Here is a 17867-nt window from a genome sequence, read left to right on the forward strand (position 1 = left end):
TGGTACAGCTTTCTGAAGGTTTAGCATTAATCAGTTGATGCAGGATTCTTTTTAAATAATTTTAAGTCGTATCATTACTTCATAGCATACTGGTATAATTACCCAACTGGCAATCTAAAAATGCACTCGCTTCCGCTCTCAAATAGACTATACTTCACAAGTAGTTCTTTTATTAAGCAGCTTTGCTTCGTCTGCCGGATCACGCAATAAAATTTAATTATGGCAAAATCGACCAAAGCTCTAGGAGCAAATGAGGAACTTGAAATTGTATCTAAGATGCCAAATCCAAGGCTTGTGAAACTGATTGTGAAAAACTTCAGGTGTATAGGGAAAGAACCGGTTAGTATCGATCTAAGTGATATTGTTGTTCTTGTTGGGTCAAATAATGCTGGGAAGAGTTCGCTCCTAAGGGCATATGAACTAGTGATGTCGGAAGGGTCAAAAGCCGCAGATCTAAAAACAGATGACTTTCCAAACAATGTAGTCGATCCAGAAAATCTTCCAGAAATTGAGCTACATACGATTGTATTTGAATCAAGGGTCGGGGAAATGTGGCTAGAAGCGACGGCTGAGAACGAGTTTCTTGTTAGAGAGAGATGGACTTGGCGAAATATTGGAAAACCGGAAAGGCGAGGATGGGATGTCTCAGCAGGTGAATGGCATAGTAGCAAGGCACCGTTTGGATTTGCTAGTATAGCAAACTTAAGAAGACCGGAGCCGCATAAGGTAGATGCCTTTAGTAAGCCAGAGGATCAAGCGGATAATATCAAAAAGCTATTGCTTTCCGCAATACAGGATCGGGTAAATCAGCTAAAGACCGCTGAGGAAAAAAATGAATACCATTCAATGATTGAATCGGTGAAAAATGTACAGCTTCAGATTGTTCACGAAACAAAGGGGCAGCTTGACGAGGCCAATACCGAACTGACTTCACTGATAGGCAAAGTTTTTCCAAATTATCAGATTAATTTTAGTGCGCAACCAGACAATAACGCAGAGTCGGTGCTTTTTAAATGGACATCGGAACTTTTGATGGGGCCAATCGATGGTTTTATGAGCACCATTGATCGTCAGGGCAGTGGGGCAAGAAGAACACTGCTATGGACTGCCCTAAAATATATTTCTGAAACCGAGAGACCTGTGAAGGCAGATGACCAACCCACCCGCCCTCACATACTGCTTATAGATGAACCCGAAATATGCCTTCATCCAAATGCAATAAGAGAAGCCTGTAAAGTTTTATATGATTTACCATCCCTTGGAAACTGGCAAGTAATGGTGACTACACATTCGCCCATCTTTATTGATTTCTCCCGGGATAATACAACGATCGTCAGGGTAGAAAGAAATCACAAAGGAGACGTTGGAGGTACAACTATATTTAGACCAGAAAAGGCTAAGCTCGATGATGATGATAAGATTAATCTAAAACTACTTAATATATGTGACCCTTATGTTGCAGAGTTTCTCTTTGGTGGAAAGGTAATCATAGTGGAAGGGGATACTGAGTATACAGCTTTTAACTACATAAGATCGATTTTTCCTGAGGAGTATCAGGATGTTCATATCATAAGGGCTCGAGGAAAGGCAACCATAGTGTCACTGGTTAAAATATTGAATCATTTTGGCAAGGGATATTCGGTGCTTCATGATAGTGATATGCCTTTAACTAAAAAGGGGAATATGGCAAATCCGACTTGGGGAAACAATCCAAATATTTTAGAAGCGGTAGCCGCAAGGCCTGATGGAACAAATGTAAGACTACTCGCATCATTGCCGAATTTTGAGCAGGCGTATTTTGATATGGAGGTATCCAAAGAGAAGCCTTATAATGCCATAGTTACACTTAAAGAAAATATGGAAAAGTTTGATGTAATAAAATCGCTACTTGATGCTCTATTGGATCATGATAAAGAAGTACCTAACAATTGTGTCGAATGGTCTAATCTTGAGCAGCTGAAGAAAGATTTGGAAGCTGTGACTAGTGAATAAAAAGTCAAAGCAGCCATCTCGTGGCTCAAAAAGAACAAATAGGTCCCTTTACATATCGTTATACCATACTTTTCTGATAATGTATCTAATGCCATTTTACCTTTGTGCAACATTAACTTTTTATGAATCAAACAAAACCGCTATACAACATTGCCAACTTGCCAGACAGAAAAACGTTAGATAAAGTGACTTCAGCGCTTCGCAGTGCTGATCTTTCAAAAGTTTCTTATCAAAAAGTGCTTTACAGCCTATTGAATGACCTTAAGGTGATTCCATTTGTAATAGCTAAGCTTAAAGCAGGGCACCACATAGAGAGGGCAAGGATAAATGAGCCAAATCAACTTTTTTATTCTGAAAAGGAAATTAGTTACAGAACTGACTTTCAAAACATAAAGAGCTATGGAAGGGCTAATTCCCCTGGACAATCTCTTTTTTATGGTGCTGTTAAGACTGAAAATATTGAGCATCCAAGAATAATAAATTTACTTGAAACGAGTGAAATGTTCCGTAGCGCAGATAGAAAACGTGATGCAGAATTTGTTATGACGGTAGGTAAGTGGAGAATCAGAGAGGATTTTGAAGTAATCGAGTCTGTTTTCAATAAACATAATATTCAAACTATCCCACAGATAAAACAATCTTACGAGTATTATCTAAACAAACTAAAGGCTGAAATGCCAGACCGAATTGATGACATTGAATTTCTATTAGAGTTTTTCTCTGATGAGTTTGCAAAAAAAGAAATCAAATCAGGCGATGATTACAAAATCTCGGCAGCTTATACTGAACTTGCTATGAACTTCCACAATGTTGCTGGTGTAGCATATCCAAGTGTGAGAACAGACTATCAGGGCTTTAATGTTGCTCTCGGTATCTATGCAGTTGAAAACTTCTTAGAACTTGAAGTAGCCGCTATGTTCAAAATTTACAAAAAGGGAGAACAAACGTTTATGGATAATTTGGCTTATGCGACCGATTTAGGAGAAATGAAAAGTGACTTTAAATGGATTGACATCAAAGGAACGCCAGAGGACTTTATAAATGAACATTTACTAAAAAATTGAATATAAAATAATAGCGAACCCATTTTCGATAGCCGAATGATCATTAAAGCCAACTTAAAGAACTTCACCCAAAAGTTTTGTCCCTTTTTATATGATATTATAAACAATAAAGAATACATCTGGAATGAGGTATCATCTAAATTTGAAGTAAAACTTAATAATGCAAATGAAAAGGTTCTTAGTGAGGGGGGGATAATTATAGAAAACTCTTTGCCTGCTTTATTAGGAAGAGCTGAACAAGGGGATGTTTTGTGTATTTCCTTTTTAAGATTTATTGATTCAGAGATAAAAACTTTATATGATTTTGTTCCACCTCATTTAAAAAATACAGCTATAGGGTTGTTTCACAGATTATTTTTGGAATTTGATAAAAAGGAACAAGCTAAACCAAATCCGACATACTTAAACGGACTATCTGAGATCATGTCCATAAATAAGTTATTGAAAACGGGCGATTACGAATTAGATGGGATAGAAGATAGCCTAACAAATAATAAACGTGCTGATTTCACCTTAATACATAATCAAACCAAAGCTAAGTCTTATGTAGAAGTATTTAACATTCATGTTGATTCCAAACAAGTAGAAGATTGTGAAGCATTTGATAGATTTATGAATCATAGAATCAATCAAAAGTATTTGGAAAAAACCAAACATTTAGACGATGATATCAAGTCTCGGTTTTTTCTAATCTCTATTATATGGGCTGATGATGATGTAGCCGAATTAGTCAAGCAATATTGTCAAAATTTTGATTTAAAGGATATTCAAGCTATAGGACCATGCTCTTTGGTTCAATATAATAAAGATGGAAACAAAATGTTCTATTTCGGATTGAATGAATAATCAAGAGTATTTCTGCTTTTGGACATACTAACAATAAACCTTGCTAAATTCACTTTAACCCGGCTTTGTTTTGTATTGACTTGCTGTAAAATCCACCGTTTTTGATATCTAAATAGGTCTAAAGGGTTATGGCTTGGTATTATGAGGAAAGTCACAATTTTTAAGCTCGAAGTATACAAGGCTAAAATGACAATAAAACACTAAGCCTTGTTCTCAGCCTCACTAATACAATGCGATAGTTAAGTCTATTTTTAATATTCCACTTGAGTTAAATTAAATTTCTTGGAGAATTCATAGTCAAGTTCATTAATTATTTTATACAAAGCTGGAACTATTTTATCTACATAGTCGAATGTGAAATTAAGATACATACTTTCTACAAAATCTTCATTCGGAAATTGTCGGATAAATTCTTTTGAAATTTTGCCCCTATTGTGAACTGCTAGATTTCTCTGTTTAACAAGAAGATTTATTGTTTCAGATTTTTCTTTAAACACTTCTACTCCAATTCGGTCTTTAAAATATTTTTTAATACCATCAATGCCTTGATAAAATAGGGTTTCAATTTTCTTTTCAGCAATTGCATTAATTAAACTTGAATAATCTGTGAATGATAAAATGAAGTCTAGTTGTTCGGTTTCTTTAGATTTGAGCACCCGAGGGTCGCTAACAACAATTTCCGATAAAATTTCTTTGAAATAATTTTCAAAGTTGTCAATTGTTTTAACGTACATCATTGTCGACAACGTCTTTTCGTAGTAATTTACTTCCAAGAATTCTTTTTCCAGCTTGGGATCAAGGTCATAGGGGATTTCTAAGTTGTCATTGAAAGTTCTGAGTTTCGTAATGGATTTTAGTAAGTCTTCATTTATAAGATTGTTACTTACTTTGAAATATAGTAGAATCCTTTCGATATTCTCAAATTCGACAGCAGCTGTAGTAAATGATTTTGAGGCTTTATTTTTCTTTTGTGGTGTTTCCAATGTTCAACCTTTTGGTAATAACGGCAATGTTAATATAATTTAAGTAACCTAAGGCAGACGATGTGTAATTCGAAATTCCAAATTAAGTGCCTTGAAGACCAACCTCATCTGCTCAGGAACTCTCTTAATTGTTTCATATTTTCGAATGCATGACCTATAGCGTTAATATCAAAACCTTTAGAAACACTCTCACTATATTTTGAAAGGAATTCCGCGGCAATTTTAGAGTAGGTAATGTAATCACCATTGATGGTAAGACCCTCCATTGATAACATCTTAAGGTTCCAAGCCGAAGCCTCTTCTAACGATATCAAGTCTTCAAAGTTATTGTAAATCTTTCCGCCTGATATTTTAACTGGATAGCCGCCTATTTGACCATTAGGACCTGGTAAATGGCAATTTAGATCGGAATTATCAATAAGCGCATTAATTATTGGAATTGTGGTGCATGCTGTTATTCGGTTTACCGAGCTGTCACCATTACAACCGAAGTTGTCAAACAACTCATTTGTTGATTTAAGTTCTACATCATTCATCCACACTCTGGGATTGTGACCCGACACACGATTCGTCAATATGTTATTAACATTATAGTGCTGAGCAAGCATTCTAAAGCTTGTCTCGTGATTTAATTTAAGTATTGATTCTAAGATACTAATATTCCCTATGCCAGAGAATACCTTTAAGCCTTGCCTTTTTAATATATAGTTTACAACATCGGGATAGCAACAATTTATAAGTCTAGTTTGTATTCCAGAGTCGTCAATACAGGTCGCAAGTATGTTTGCTAAATACCATTGAAACAATACTGTTGGACCATAGCCGTTAGTTTTTATGAATTTGGACCATAGCGATTCTTTTTGCAACTGCCACATTGATTGCAAAGAAGCTGTATGAATAATGAGCTGAGGAGATATTCTCCTTATTACGTTGATAATCTGTTCTTTGTGTTGCCAATCAATTTGAAATGGAAAATATCTAGTACGTGAACCCAGAAGCCTTGATCTGGCATTTCCAATAGTGGAATGCCAGACGCAATTCTCCCGTATTCTACTTATTATATAGATATCTATTTGGCATGAATCTATAGCAGTCAGTTCTGTCAATATGCTCTGAGCCAATAAGCCAGTACCGGTTATGATAACCTTAAAACGTTCCAATTATGTTGTGAGCTAACCGTGTAACATCATGAAGAAAGCTTCCACTAAAAATATTTTTATCATAATTACTTAAGCAAGTTCTAAACATTTTGTCTCTACTTTCCCAGCGGTCTGCTATAGGATAATACTGTGTCCGGTATTTATCATTATGTGAAATGTGCAATGCTGTGCCACTGATTTCCCTTTTCAGGCCGGCCCCTAGAGTTAAGCGGCTTATCATGTCCTGATCTTCCCAACCCCAACCATGTAACGATGAATTATACCCGTTAATAGCTCTAAAACTATTAATAGACGTGATCAGAAGGCCAGGAGCGTTACGGGTGCCGTCGGTTGCATCCTCTTCTGAATCGATTATTTTAAGAGTTCTCCCATCTCTGGTCTTAATATTTAATTGGTATCCAAAACTCACAATATGATTATTGTCAATTGAGTTTACTATTGTTTCTTTCACGCCTTTGAGCGTCCCAAAAGTTCCAGAATCACATGAAACAGTGGCAAAAAGCTTTACCACATCTTCGGTATTAAGAATAATGTCGCAATCACAGAAAAACAGGTAATTGTTTTTTGCATAATACGCTCCAATATTTTGGGCAGCTGCTTTATTGAAAAAGGGTTGTTCCTGGACCTGAACAACATTGATGTTATATTGATTCTCTAATTGGCTATTTAACAACTTGGTATCCCCGTCATAGTTTACCACTATAACTTCACCGCCCAATTTTTCTGCACAATTTGAAATCGAGGAGATGGACTGACTCAGCTCTAGCCTATTTTTCCAAGAAACTATTATTGACAACATATGTTTATGATTAATTGAGAATTTGAAGTATTTCGAGGGCAATTATTTCCGGATTAACACTTGGAAGCGTTAGCATGTCATCATAATTTCCAGCTTTACCAGTATATGATGGTTCCCAGCCAAAACGTTTGTCCACCTTAATTCCGCTCATTTCTACTATTGATCCAAAGCCACCGTCTCTATAATGATCTTCAATAGTAAATATATACTTGACTTCTTTCAGAAGATCTTTTAACATGCCAAAGGGAAGCGGGTGTACCTTAATACAGTTAATTATTCCTAATGACACGCCTTTTTCTGCAAGTATCTTTTTAATTTTAAGCGCTATATCTACGGCTAAGCCCGTCGCAATCAGCGAAATTTCTTTGTGGTTTGTTGCCCAATAGCATAAGTCGGAAGCTTTTTTGATATCCATATTTAAAAGCTCCTCCCTCGGAAGTCGCAAATACGCCGCTTTATCCTGACTTGTAATTTGTTCCATCGAAAAGATGACGTCAGCAGAAGAGTATGGAGACCAGATTGAGATGTTCGGGAGGCTACGGATGATGCAAATGTCATTTAATGCTGAATGTGATTGCCCGTTCTTTCCTGTAAAGCCACCTGAGTGGGACCCAACTAAAACTACCATCATATTGGTTTGTGAAATACAAGTTCGTATTTGATCTAAGCCTCTAAAACACAGGAATGCAGAAAATGAAAACACCCACGGCTTTAATCCCATGGATGCCATTCCTGCAGCAACAGATATCATATTTTGCTCGCAAATTCCACACATGATGAAGTTTTCTGGCTTGGACTTTGCAAAATTTTCGGCCCCATAAGAGTCTGCAAGATCTCCATCTAAAAGCCATATATCATCATCGATTAGAGCTAGCTGGATTAGGTAGCTTGAACAGAATTCAGCAAGTCTCATATTAGCGATTATTGATGTTTAAGTATTCAGAAGAGCTTAGTTGGCCACAATGAAATCTTAATGGATCATTTTCAATAATATCTATGCCTTTTCCTTTGATAGTTTTTGAAATCAGTATTTTAGGCTTTTTTGTTGTAGCTTTCAATTTATTAACTCCATCTCTTATAGAATGAAAGTCATGGCCGTCTATCTCTATAGCTTCCCACCCAAATGCCTGCCATTTTGTTAGAGAATTGACCAGAGGATTTTTTGGAAAGATATTTGTAATTCTGTATCCGCATTCCTGATAACCATTCTCATCGAGAAAAACATAAAGATTGTCAATTTCGTATCTTGAAGCAAACATTGCCGCTTCCCATATTTGTCCTTCTTGGCATTCCCCATCACCAATTACAACCCATATATTCGATTCATATTTTCTTGAACCTAAAGCCATTCCACATGCAACTGAAATGCCTTGACCTAAAGAGCCAGTTGAGAAATCAATTCCTGGGCTAAGGAGCATGTTAGGATGGCCTTCCAAAATGGATTCCAACTGGCCTATTGAGTAGAGTTGATTCTTATCGAAATATCCCAAGTCAGCTAAGATTGCATATAAAGTAACAGCCGCATGTCCCTTAGAAAGTATAAAACGATCTTTTTCAACTTCCTTAAGAAACCTCATTTCATATTGAAAGATATACAAGAGGATTTCAACACAACTTAAGCAACCTCCGAAATGACCTCCGCCGATCTTGTATAAAACATCTATGATTTGTTTCCTCAAGTTACTAGCCTTTTTATTAAAAAGATCCTCTTGAAATTTTAAGTTGCTATCTATCATAGAGCGGATTTGTTAACTTTTCTGTACGATTAGTGATATTCCATATTTAAGATCCTTGTAGAGACTAGGTGAATCAACTTGATTGTTGCGCCAGTCCGTAATGGACACGATGTTCCCAAATCGAGAAAATAAACTTTGATAATCTTCTACCTTATTATTTAGTACGCCACTGTCTTGCTCGGTACCACTAAAATCTGTAGATATTTGGAGAAAGAAATACTGAGTTGCTTTTAATAAGCCAAATAGATTTTTAGTACTTAAGGGGACATCTATCGAAAATCTGTTAATTGATAGAAGTTCATAATGGTACCAACTCATGCCTCTGCAGAATATTAGATCTAACGACTCAGGTTCCAATATGGATCGTAAGTTTGCAGCATCAAAGCAATGAAAGTCGATATTTGGATAATTTTCCCTAGCAATTGTTATTGCATGTTCTGAACTGTCCATTCCAATTACTTTAAAGCCCATTTGATGAAGAATATTGGAATGGAACCCAACGCCACATCCTAAGTCAAGAACAGATGCGCCATTTTGGATATTAATCTTATCAATTAGTTGCCTTTTAATAAAACTTTCCTCAAATTTATAGTCATAATTCCACCCGCCATCTTTGTAGAAATTGTTGTAAAAGTCCTCTGAATGATTTTTCATATGAACGTTGTAAAGGTGATGGTTCTTTTTGGTCGAAAGGAAAACACACTATATGGTGAGAATATTTCCCCTGAAATCGCAGGGGAGATCGCAACGATTCTTAATACAAATGGTTTTCAAGCAACCTGTTATGAGTTCAATCCTGATAATATAAAAATATCAATAAAAGAATATAATCCAAATGTTATTTTCAATTTAGTTTATGGCTACACCAACAAAGGTGGAACCATACGACTATCTCAACCGGATGTAGTTAAACTACTAGAGACACAATTTGACTGCATTGCTGGTGCAACCTCAGCTGCACAATTCATAGTGCAAGATAAATTGCGAACTGGCGACTTACTTACAGAAAAGGGCTATAATGCACCTAAAATTATAATTTTAGACAATTATGTTGAAGGAACACCCGTTGTTCTAAAGCCTAGGTTTGGCTCAAGGCATGTCAACGTCCGGGTTGTGAATTCTATTATTGACATAAACAGTCATTTAGAAAAAAATTCAGATGTGTTGATTGTTGAGTATCTTCCAGATGACGAGTTTACCACGGCTGTATACCAGGTTGATGGAGGCACCTTTGCATTTACTCCGATTAAAATTCAATATGATTCATTAGCTGAATGTGCTATTATGAATTGGCCAATGCACACTTGGGATTATGTTTACGATTTCCATGATGAATTCAATTTAAAGCAACTCGCAGTAATGCTATTCCTTGACTTCAACTTAAAGGACTATGCACGAATTGACTTTAGAGTCAAAAACGCTATTCCTTATGTCTTAGATATAAATTCGTTGCCCAATCTTGATCCAAATATTAGTTTATTTCCACTTTCAGGCATTAGTGACGGAAAGACCTATGAAGAACTGATAATTAACATTGTAAGATCCACCTTGTATAATCATGGAAGTATATCTAATTAATGCCTGCGGAAATATTATTTTAATGTTGTATAGTTCCAACCTTGGAAAGTCTTTCGACTCTTATCAATCTACTACCTTCAAATTAGCTGAACAATATCAATTAACTTTTGATCTAATGTGTATGGTGGATAAAGAGGAATTAGTAGCGAGATTTTGGAATAGAGATAAGACTGAGGAAGAGGTCTGCTTTAATGCAATTCGTTCAATTGCCCTATTATTACAGACCGAGTCAAAAAAGAACGTTCTAAGGCAGATAACAACTAAAAAAGGGCCTTTTATTATAAGAAGCAATAAGTTATCAAATGAATTGCATATCCCATACAAGTACATTTCCTACTATAGTGAAGGACTGTTTGGATTAGTCGTGGATGTGGGTACGCTTCACTTGACAATTGAAGAGGTAAACCTTGAAAAAATAAATTATGAGGACATTAGTGGATTGATTAAATTATACTTCATAAGCTACTCTTATTATCACCACCACAATGGACTCCTTTATGGAAGAACTTTTGAGCGCGGTGTTGGTGAAACAAACTCATGTGGCTCTGGCGCCGTATCAATGGCAGTCGCGTATTGGATTAAAGTCCACGGTACCTTCATGTCTGACTTCAAAACGAATGTTATTTTTAACTCTGGTGAGATCTTAGAAGTTGAGTCGCATTCTGACAGAAAAATCGTTATTCTAAGAGGTAAATCAAAGCTAATTAAAATGCTAAATTTAGATGTGTAAACCAAATAATTAAGATGGCATGTCAGGAACCCTATAATGTTGAATTAAAAGAAGCATCCAGAATTCTCTCTGTTAATGATTTTTTCTTGTTCCTCATTAGGGGAGCTCCATCATACGGCCATACTATCATTAAAGGCGAGCGCCATATTCCGTTTGGTCATGTTGCTAAGCCTAGTAAAAGTGACGCTATTAGAAGTTGGTCGGCCTGTGAACATCTACCTTTTTGTGATGAAAATATTTTCGCAGCTGCAAAGAGGTTAAACGACACTCTTAAAAGTGTTATCTTAAACAAAGTCGCAAACGAAAAAAAGATAGGAATACTTCTATCCGGAGGTTTAGATTCGTCTATTGTAACATACATCGTCTCTTTAAAAAGTAGAAATGTCATATGCTACACCTTAGAATATAAGGGGAGAGTAGGTACCAAAGAAGCCAAGATTGCCAAAAGGTTAGCCGCTGACTTACATTGCGAACATGTTGTTGTGAAGATTGATGAAAAGGAATTCGAACAGATGAACTTGGAAATATTACAGCATCATAACAGACCACTAATATGCTGGAGTGCCATTAACCAGCTAGCTTTACTAAAACAAGCAAAAAGAGATGGTTGCGACTTTGTTATCTCTGGGATGGGAAGTGATGAAGTCCTTGTAGGTTATCATAAATTAGGGCACTGCCTTATTGACTTCAACAAGTACATTGAAAACTCTCCGCCTGATAGTTGGAGAAAATACATGCAAGAAGAAAGCCTCGAGCAGTCACTTCTGTTCACAGGTAACACAAACCCTTTTCCGAAGTCTACTTTAAAGAACATTTTTCCCGCTCAGAAAATAACCTGCGATAAATACAATGATTTGGAAGCTTTTTATGCAAACTTGTTAAAAAACAACCCAAGATGTTCAATTGAATCATTGTTCATTCAACAGGAACTGGAATTTAGGGTTGGCCAAATACTTCTACCAGACTATAACGTTGTGGCAAAAATCGCAGACATTGAAGTTTTCTATCCTTTCCTAACAGAACAGGTTATAAAGGAAGTGGCGAACATCCCGTTTAACTACAAATATGTAGTCAACAAAAGTAGTTTTTTAAAATATCCGCCCGCTACCAAATACATTGATAAGTTAGTTTTAAGATTAGCTTTTGAAGATGAAATTCCCACCTATATACACCAAAGGAGCACGCGCCTCACGTTTACTGCGCCATTTGCTGTTTGGATTAGAAAAGCAGATGTACTAGAAAAAGTTTTTAATGAGATACTAGAGTCGACGTTAATGGTACATCTTGGGATTGACCGTGTTTATTTAAGAAAGTATTTCCGTGGGTTTAATGGAAATCCATGGAGAAAACCCTTTCAGCTTTGGATTTTGTATCAAACAGCACTTTGGTCCTCCAGGCACGGGATCCTATTTGGTGCTTAGGGAGTAGTTAATCTACTTTTCTTATTTTCGCTTGTACGAATGGACCCATAAATTGAAGAGATGTATTTTCTAAAAGAAGTTGGTTATCCTTTATCAGCTGAAAATCATTGTTCCACATCTTCAAAAATTTCCTTCTTACAGGCGAGTTAAGTCTTGTTGTATATGCTGTTGTTAGAGAATTTGGGCGTCTTCTTCTGACATAAAGAAACTCATTAATGTTCATAATACAATCTAAGATAAAGAAACTGCGAAGCAGATACTGTGTATCATTTGCAAAAATTTTATCTTCAGAAAACTTACCGCACGATTGATAGGCTTTTTTCGATATTATTGATGTTGGATGTAGAAGTGCATGTCCTGGTCCATTTTCTAATGCCATTTTCACATTACGAGGGTATCTTATAGCTTGGACAGTTTCGGTAAAATAATCTACTCTTACCTCATTTGAGCCGCATAAATCACAGTTATTGGCTGACATAAAATTTGAAAGCGCACCAAATCTGTCGTAACAAGGTAAATCATCTGAGTCTTGGAAGCATTTAAGTTCACTTTTCCCTTCTTTGATTAGAGAATTTCGTATTATATAAGGGCCGACTGGATTGGGTGAGAACTCATAAACAAAAGAGCTAGGATAATTGTCAACTATGTTTCTAACATTTATAGAGTCATCTTCGTCAAGTCCAATATAAGTGTGCAATTTGCTACTTTCATTCATGAACTTTAGCAAAGTTGTTAAGAATGTAAAGTCCCCTTTGTGAGGTATAATTATGTCAATTTCATTCACCTGCTCAGCTTCTTCGAATTTGAGCGGAATTTCTTTAACGAAAATTTTTGTGAATGGTGTTTCTCCGTTAAATAACGATGTTAGCAAAGAATACAAGCATTTGTTTTCATCGATCTGGCTTTTTAAGAAGTCCTTACATGCATGAAACGAACAACTAAAGCTATAAATAAGCTCGTCATAGCTTATTTCATACAATGGTTGATCCTTGGTACTTGTTAAAAGAATTAAGGCGTTCGTCTGCTTGCTGTGAAATTGGGTTAGCTTAAAGACAATCGACTCTAAAAAGGTTATTGATGTTTCAATCGGATCATCAAATTTCCAGAATAAAAGAAAGTCATAGTCTTCATTGATTTCTCCTAAATTTGTTGTGGTACAAACCTTAATCCTTTTTAAATCATACGCTGACCAAAGTATAATTTTGTGGATGGGTTTTCGTGCAAATACTGTTTGTTTCATGATAAATAAAAGTTGAAATGGCAATCGCTAATGGTGAATTTTTAAAAAATCTGCTCATCGAAATAGCAAATGAACCTCTGTATCCAATAATATCTTCCAACAAATCTGTCACGGTAAAGCCAGATGTCCTACTTACAAACTTAAGAGGTAGCATCGGATCACTGTATGTACGTACCCTTTACCGAGCACTCCAAGTAAATGAAGATTTTCCATTTAAGTGGCGGCTTGAAAACAAGTATGTTCAATATTTGATATTTTCATCGTATTTGCCACTTTCTGTCCCTGAAACGATTAGCCTGTCAGATATTGTTTTACAAGAAGAAAAGGGCCTGATTATCGACAAGTTACTTAAAAAAGGTTATTTCTTAAAATCGACATTAGGCCATAGCTCGGGGGATGACAATTCTTTTGACAGGACGTCTGAGCTTCAATCAATCTTGCAGAATTATAATCCTAAAGAGAGTAGAAACTTTGATGAAGTCTGGGTTTTGCAACAAAAATTAAACTTAAAAAAAGAATTTCGGGTTCATTCCTTCGGTCAAGATGTAATTCAAGGCCTGTCCTTCGAAAGATATGGGTTAAATGCAACCGATAATTTCGTTGCTCCTGAGGAGTTCGTAAAACACACTCTAGCCAAATTACCCGCGAGCATCACGCATGGATGTTTAATTGGCTGGGATGTGGGTGTAAATTTTGACAATCAATTCTACATCATAGAGGCTAATTATACTGGTTTTCATCCAGTATATAAACGAGGCTTTCAAACGAGTGGCTACTTTCAAGATAATGTTTACGGTCCAATATCTTGTCTAAGATTAAATTTATATTTCAAAAATAAGTATGGCCTATCCCTTTGCAAGATCAATAAAAAGCTTATAACAGAGTTCCAATTTATGAAAGCTATGGATTTTCACCTGAAGTTAGAAAATGGTGCTTTGGATGAAAGCATTCCGAGAGATGAAGAAAATGAGGCCGTGGCGGGACTTTTATACGCAGGGCGATATAATGCAGGTGTAGAACCTACTACGTTATCGTACTTAAAAAATATGAGTTTCATTCAACGAATATACATTGTATCGCATGAGGAGTCTTTTACTGTCCTTGAAGAAACATTTAAGAATATAAACAAGGTATTTGTAATTGAAGAAGAAAAACTGTTCGAAGGAATTGAATTAGAATTATTTTCTTCTTGTAATGATAGGTTAAAGAGAGAAATCATAATATTTAATGCCCATAGAATAGTAAAAGAGAAATATTGCATTTTTTTTAAGCCTTATTCTATTGTAGTTAAACACCTTGCACGATCTGATTTCTTTATAGATGGTAAGATCATTAATTTTAAACATTTTGTTTTATCCAAAAGAAAAAGTAGTCAATGCATGTTAAGACTACTAAAATTGCCTGCTTCAAACTACGAATATGAAGATAATACTTTTTATAAAGTGAGCCTATCTAAGCAGCTTTCAGAGTACATAACAAAAATTCACGAAGACTTTTTGGTAAATATTATTACAAATCACCCTACTACAGTTTTTTCATCAGTATTTTTCAATTATCTAGAAAACAGCAATCTTTACTATTTGTCTTACCTTCAATGTTCTGAAAATTATGTAAAAGTGTTTAAATCTACAATTGACGGTTCAGGAGTTTCTATCGATCACCCCAAGTATAAGAACACGTTTATGTTGATTGATTGTGCGCCATAGATCTTGTAATTGTCACCACTTAATTGATGTGCATATACATCATCGCCTGTATAAATGGTCTGTCCATCTTCATCTGGAACATAATCTATCAAAATTATCATAACTGTTTTTGTCCTCTTTATCTACTATGATGTCAGCGGTATATATCTGAAATTTCATCTTCTTGCTTGAAAATAAGAAGATAAAAACTGATTTTATTAACTAAGTGTTTTAATGTCAATTTTCGTGATTAATCATCTTAATTATTATTAATCCCTCAATTTTTGATCAGGTAAAAAGAGTTAGTATAAAACCTGTACGCTCCCCTCTCCGACCAAGCGACACTTTCCCCAATTATCAAGAACTCATTCCATTAATCAAACGGCATTTTCTAGTTTTTGATAATGAGTAAATGATAAATCCAAATGTGGTCATGCATTACCCCCGTCTCACTAATCGATCACTTTTAGTAAGCAAGCCAATATTTACTACGTCGCTGATTTCAACCCTTATCTAAACACAAGTCAGTCTTATTGTGCCGTCTCATTAATCAATGTATTTTTTATCGCTCCGCGTAACGTTTAAGTATCAATATCCACGAAAGTAAGTTCGGTGCATGCTAAGTTACATCAGGTACTCTTCTTTCCATATAAAGAGACATCTACCTGCAGTACAGTCCACCCTAACACAAAAAAGCGCCTGTGAATTGCTTCACAGGCGCTTTTAATTTATGTATTGAAAAGAACTAGATCGTTCCTTCTAATTGCATATTTTGTTTGTAGATAGCATGTTTAACTTGCATGCGACGAGCTACGGATTTTTTCTCGTATGCCTGACGACTACGCAGTTCTCTCAAAACTCCAGTTTTCTCAAACTTCTTTTTGAAACGTTTTAGCGCTTTATCTAATGATTCGCCGTCTTTAATATTAATGATGATCATAACGTTGAAATACCTCCTCTCGTTGTTTTTAGGACTGCAAAGGTAGCATAAATTATTTTAATATCAGCACAATAATTATACCGGCTGAAATAATTGAACCAGAAAGGTTGGTGCTGAAATGGGAGTCGAGCCGCCCTCAAGCCGCCCTTGACCCGGCCTCCAGCCGGGGTTGACTCGCCCCCTGGCCGGATCAACCCCGGCTAGAGGCCCTATTTACCCCTATATAACCCTTGATCATTGCTACCAATTCGGGCAAGCTAAGACTATTATGGTCCTACAGCAGGATAGGCACAAAAAAATCCGGCACCTCAAATGGAAAGGGCCGGATCAACAATATATTTGGTTAGAATATGTTGGATGGATGTTATTCTTCTTTATGCATTCAGCACTTCACGGGCGATGACGATCTTCTGGATCTCTGAGGTCCCCTCGCCTATTGTGCAGAGTTTACTATCACGGTAAAACTTCTCTACCGGAAAGTCTTTGGTATACCCGTAGCCGCCAAAGATCTGTACGGCTTCAGTACTGGCCTTCACGGCAACTTCTGACGCAAAGTATTTGGCCATTGCAGATTCCTTTGTCATCTTCAGTCCACGGTTTTTCAGATCAGCAGCCTGTCTGATCAAAAGCTCTGCAGCTTCGATCTCTGTAGCCATATCCGCCAGCTTAAAGCTGATACCCTGGAAGTTTGCAATAGGTTGTCCGAACTGATGGCGCTCCTTGGCATAAGCTACCGCAGCTTCATAAGCACCTTTGGCGATACCCAGAGATAGCGCAGCGATCGAGATCCTGCCGCCATCGAGTACTTTCATGGCTTGTTTGAAACCTTCACCCTCAACGCCCAGCAGGTTTTCCTTCGGTACCCTGCAGTTGTCGAAGATCATCTCTGTAGTCTCGGAAGCACGCATACCCAACTTATTCTCTTTTTTACCAGCAGAAAATCCTGGTGTTCCACGCTCCACGACGATGGCGGAGATACCCTTAGAGCTACCCGATTCACCGGTACGCACCATAACAACGGCGACATCGCCAGAGTTACCATGGGTGATCCAGTTCTTGGCGCCATTGATCACGTACTCGTCGCCTTCCAGCCTGGCAGTGGTCATCATCCTTAAGGCATCTGATCCTGTGTTAGCTTCTGTAAGGCCCCAGGCACCGATCCATTCTGCTGTAGCCAGCTTCGGCAGCCATTTCGCTTTCTGCTCCTCGTTTCCGAAGGCTAATATATGTCCTGTACAAAGGGAGTTGTGTGCTGCAAGCGAAAGGCCGATAGAGCCGCATACCTTTGAAATACCGACGATGACGTCTACATACTCCTGGTAGCCAAATCCTGAACCGCCATAGGTTTCGGGTACGAGCACCCCCATCAAACCCAGTTCACCGAGTTTTTTAAATACCTCCACCGGGAAGATCTGTGCCTCGTCCCATTCCATCACATGTTCACGAATGTGTTTCTCCGCGAAATCCTTAACCATACTCCTAACCATCATCTGGTTCTCTGATACAGAAAAGCTGTATCCCATTGGTTCACTTAATGTTTCAAGCATGTTGTTGTGTTGTATTTTCACAATGATAAAGAATTATAACAACAGCAATTACAACAAAATATTTGCCCAAGAACAGAATGAAATGGTATTTAGTTCAATATCCCGATTGGTTAATCCATCCCCTGCTAAACACAGCAATACAAAGC

The 17867-nt window shown here is 36.9% G+C and carries 16 protein-coding genes; 7 read left to right on the forward strand and 9 right to left on the reverse strand.

Translation table 11 applies throughout. The features are described 5' to 3' along the window. The first annotated feature begins 219 nt into the window (after positions 1-219). From ACTHQF_RS00210 to ACTHQF_RS00220, 3 genes are all read left to right on the forward strand, one after another. Entirely contained in the window at positions 220-1992 is a 1773-nt protein-coding gene (locus tag ACTHQF_RS00210; protein ID WP_440427650.1) for an ATP-dependent nuclease, read from the forward strand. A gap of 122 nt (positions 1993-2114) precedes the next feature. Then, a complete protein-coding gene (locus ACTHQF_RS00215) occupies positions 2115-3056 on the forward strand; it encodes a hypothetical protein (protein ID WP_440427652.1) in 942 nt (313 codons plus the stop codon). 36 nt (positions 3057-3092) lie between these two features. Further along, positions 3093-3902, forward strand: coding sequence for a hypothetical protein (locus tag ACTHQF_RS00220; protein ID WP_440427654.1), 810 nt, complete (start codon positions 3093-3095; stop codon positions 3900-3902). 251 nt (positions 3903-4153) lie between these two features. Here the strand turns inward: ACTHQF_RS00220 and ACTHQF_RS00225 are convergent, their stop codons facing one another. The 6 genes from ACTHQF_RS00225 to ACTHQF_RS00250 form a co-directional block, all read right to left on the reverse strand. Next, positions 4154-4885, reverse strand: coding sequence for a hypothetical protein (locus tag ACTHQF_RS00225; protein ID WP_440427656.1), 732 nt, complete (start codon positions 4883-4885; stop codon positions 4154-4156). Positions 4886-4989: 104 nt separating this feature from the next. Next, positions 4990-5421, reverse strand: coding sequence for a hypothetical protein (locus tag ACTHQF_RS00230; protein WP_440427658.1), 432 nt, complete (start codon positions 5419-5421; stop codon positions 4990-4992). 610 nt (positions 5422-6031) lie between these two features. Continuing rightward, positions 6032-6844 (reverse strand): galactosyltransferase-related protein, encoded by an 813-nt coding sequence (locus tag ACTHQF_RS00235; protein WP_440427660.1) that lies wholly within the window; start codon positions 6842-6844, stop codon positions 6032-6034. A 10-nt stretch (positions 6845-6854) separates the two neighbouring features. Next, positions 6855-7757 (reverse strand): transketolase family protein, encoded by a 903-nt coding sequence (locus tag ACTHQF_RS00240; RefSeq protein WP_440427662.1) that lies wholly within the window; start codon positions 7755-7757, stop codon positions 6855-6857. Position 7758: 1 nt separating this feature from the next. Then, a complete protein-coding gene (locus tag ACTHQF_RS00245) occupies positions 7759-8580 on the reverse strand; it encodes a transketolase (RefSeq protein WP_440427664.1) in 822 nt (273 codons plus the stop codon). A 12-nt stretch (positions 8581-8592) separates the two neighbouring features. After that, positions 8593-9234, reverse strand: coding sequence for a class I SAM-dependent methyltransferase (locus tag ACTHQF_RS00250; protein ID WP_440427666.1), 642 nt, complete (start codon positions 9232-9234; stop codon positions 8593-8595). On the opposite strand from ACTHQF_RS00250, the gene ACTHQF_RS00255 reads away from it, so the two are divergent. The 3 genes from ACTHQF_RS00255 to ACTHQF_RS00265 are packed head-to-tail and all read left to right on the forward strand — an operon-like array spanning position 9235 to position 12309. Beyond that, positions 9235-10158: a hypothetical protein gene (locus ACTHQF_RS00255; RefSeq protein WP_440427668.1), complete on the forward strand. Its 924-nt coding sequence runs from the start codon at positions 9235-9237 to the stop codon at positions 10156-10158. Next, complete coding sequence (locus ACTHQF_RS00260) at positions 10139-10888, forward strand: hypothetical protein (protein ID WP_440427669.1); 750 nt, start codon at positions 10139-10141, stop codon at positions 10886-10888. Before ACTHQF_RS00255 ends, ACTHQF_RS00260 begins: the two co-directional genes overlap by 20 nt. 14 nt (positions 10889-10902) lie before the next feature. Beyond that, positions 10903-12309 (forward strand): asparagine synthase-related protein, encoded by a 1407-nt coding sequence (locus ACTHQF_RS00265; RefSeq protein ID WP_440427671.1) that lies wholly within the window; start codon positions 10903-10905, stop codon positions 12307-12309. Between the two features lie 7 nt (positions 12310-12316). On the opposite strand, the gene ACTHQF_RS00270 is transcribed toward ACTHQF_RS00265, so the two are convergent. Further along, entirely contained in the window at positions 12317-13549 is a 1233-nt protein-coding gene (locus ACTHQF_RS00270) for a hypothetical protein (RefSeq protein WP_440427673.1), read from the reverse strand. A 17-nt stretch (positions 13550-13566) separates the two neighbouring features. On the opposite strand from ACTHQF_RS00270, the gene ACTHQF_RS00275 reads away from it, so the two are divergent. Next, a complete protein-coding gene (locus ACTHQF_RS00275; protein WP_440427675.1) occupies positions 13567-15255 on the forward strand; it encodes a hypothetical protein in 1689 nt (562 codons plus the stop codon). 724 nt (positions 15256-15979) lie between these two features. Here the strand turns inward: ACTHQF_RS00275 and rpsU are convergent. Together rpsU and ACTHQF_RS00285 are read right to left on the reverse strand one after the other, a co-directional pair. Beyond that, positions 15980-16174, reverse strand: a complete 195-nt coding sequence (gene rpsU, locus ACTHQF_RS00280) for a 30S ribosomal protein S21 (RefSeq protein WP_440427677.1) — start codon at positions 16172-16174, stop codon at positions 15980-15982. 374 nt (positions 16175-16548) lie between these two features. After that, a complete protein-coding gene (locus ACTHQF_RS00285; protein WP_440427679.1) occupies positions 16549-17721 on the reverse strand; it encodes an acyl-CoA dehydrogenase family protein in 1173 nt (390 codons plus the stop codon). Between the last annotated feature and the right edge of the window lie 146 nt (positions 17722-17867).

Source organism: Pedobacter sp. SAFR-022 (assembly GCF_051965375.1).
GTDB lineage: Bacteria > Bacteroidota > Bacteroidia > Sphingobacteriales > Sphingobacteriaceae > Pedobacter.

Coding starts and splice junctions, on each gene's coding strand:
- ACTHQF_RS00210 (WP_440427650.1), top strand. CDS start 220: ATGGCAAAATCGACCAAAGCTCTAGGAGCAAATGAGGAACTTGAAATT.
- ACTHQF_RS00275 (WP_440427675.1), top strand. CDS start 13,567: ATGGCAATCGCTAATGGTGAATTTTTAAAAAATCTGCTCATCGAAATA.
- ACTHQF_RS00250 (WP_440427666.1), bottom strand. CDS start 9,234: ATGAAAAATCATTCAGAGGACTTTTACAACAATTTCTACAAAGATGGC.
- rpsU (WP_440427677.1), bottom strand. CDS start 16,174: ATGATCATCATTAATATTAAAGACGGCGAATCATTAGATAAAGCGCTA.
- ACTHQF_RS00235 (WP_440427660.1), bottom strand. CDS start 6,844: ATGTTGTCAATAATAGTTTCTTGGAAAAATAGGCTAGAGCTGAGTCAG.
- ACTHQF_RS00215 (WP_440427652.1), top strand. CDS start 2,115: ATGAATCAAACAAAACCGCTATACAACATTGCCAACTTGCCAGACAGA.
- ACTHQF_RS00220 (WP_440427654.1), top strand. CDS start 3,093: ATGATCATTAAAGCCAACTTAAAGAACTTCACCCAAAAGTTTTGTCCC.
- ACTHQF_RS00240 (WP_440427662.1), bottom strand. CDS start 7,757: ATGAGACTTGCTGAATTCTGTTCAAGCTACCTAATCCAGCTAGCTCTA.
- ACTHQF_RS00270 (WP_440427673.1), bottom strand. CDS start 13,549: ATGAAACAAACAGTATTTGCACGAAAACCCATCCACAAAATTATACTT.
- ACTHQF_RS00260 (WP_440427669.1), top strand. CDS start 10,139: ATGGAAGTATATCTAATTAATGCCTGCGGAAATATTATTTTAATGTTG.
- ACTHQF_RS00245 (WP_440427664.1), bottom strand. CDS start 8,580: ATGATAGATAGCAACTTAAAATTTCAAGAGGATCTTTTTAATAAAAAG.
- ACTHQF_RS00265 (WP_440427671.1), top strand. CDS start 10,903: ATGGCATGTCAGGAACCCTATAATGTTGAATTAAAAGAAGCATCCAGA.
- ACTHQF_RS00255 (WP_440427668.1), top strand. CDS start 9,235: ATGAACGTTGTAAAGGTGATGGTTCTTTTTGGTCGAAAGGAAAACACA.
- ACTHQF_RS00230 (WP_440427658.1), bottom strand. CDS start 5,421: ATGAATGATGTAGAACTTAAATCAACAAATGAGTTGTTTGACAACTTC.
- ACTHQF_RS00285 (WP_440427679.1), bottom strand. CDS start 17,721: ATGCTTGAAACATTAAGTGAACCAATGGGATACAGCTTTTCTGTATCA.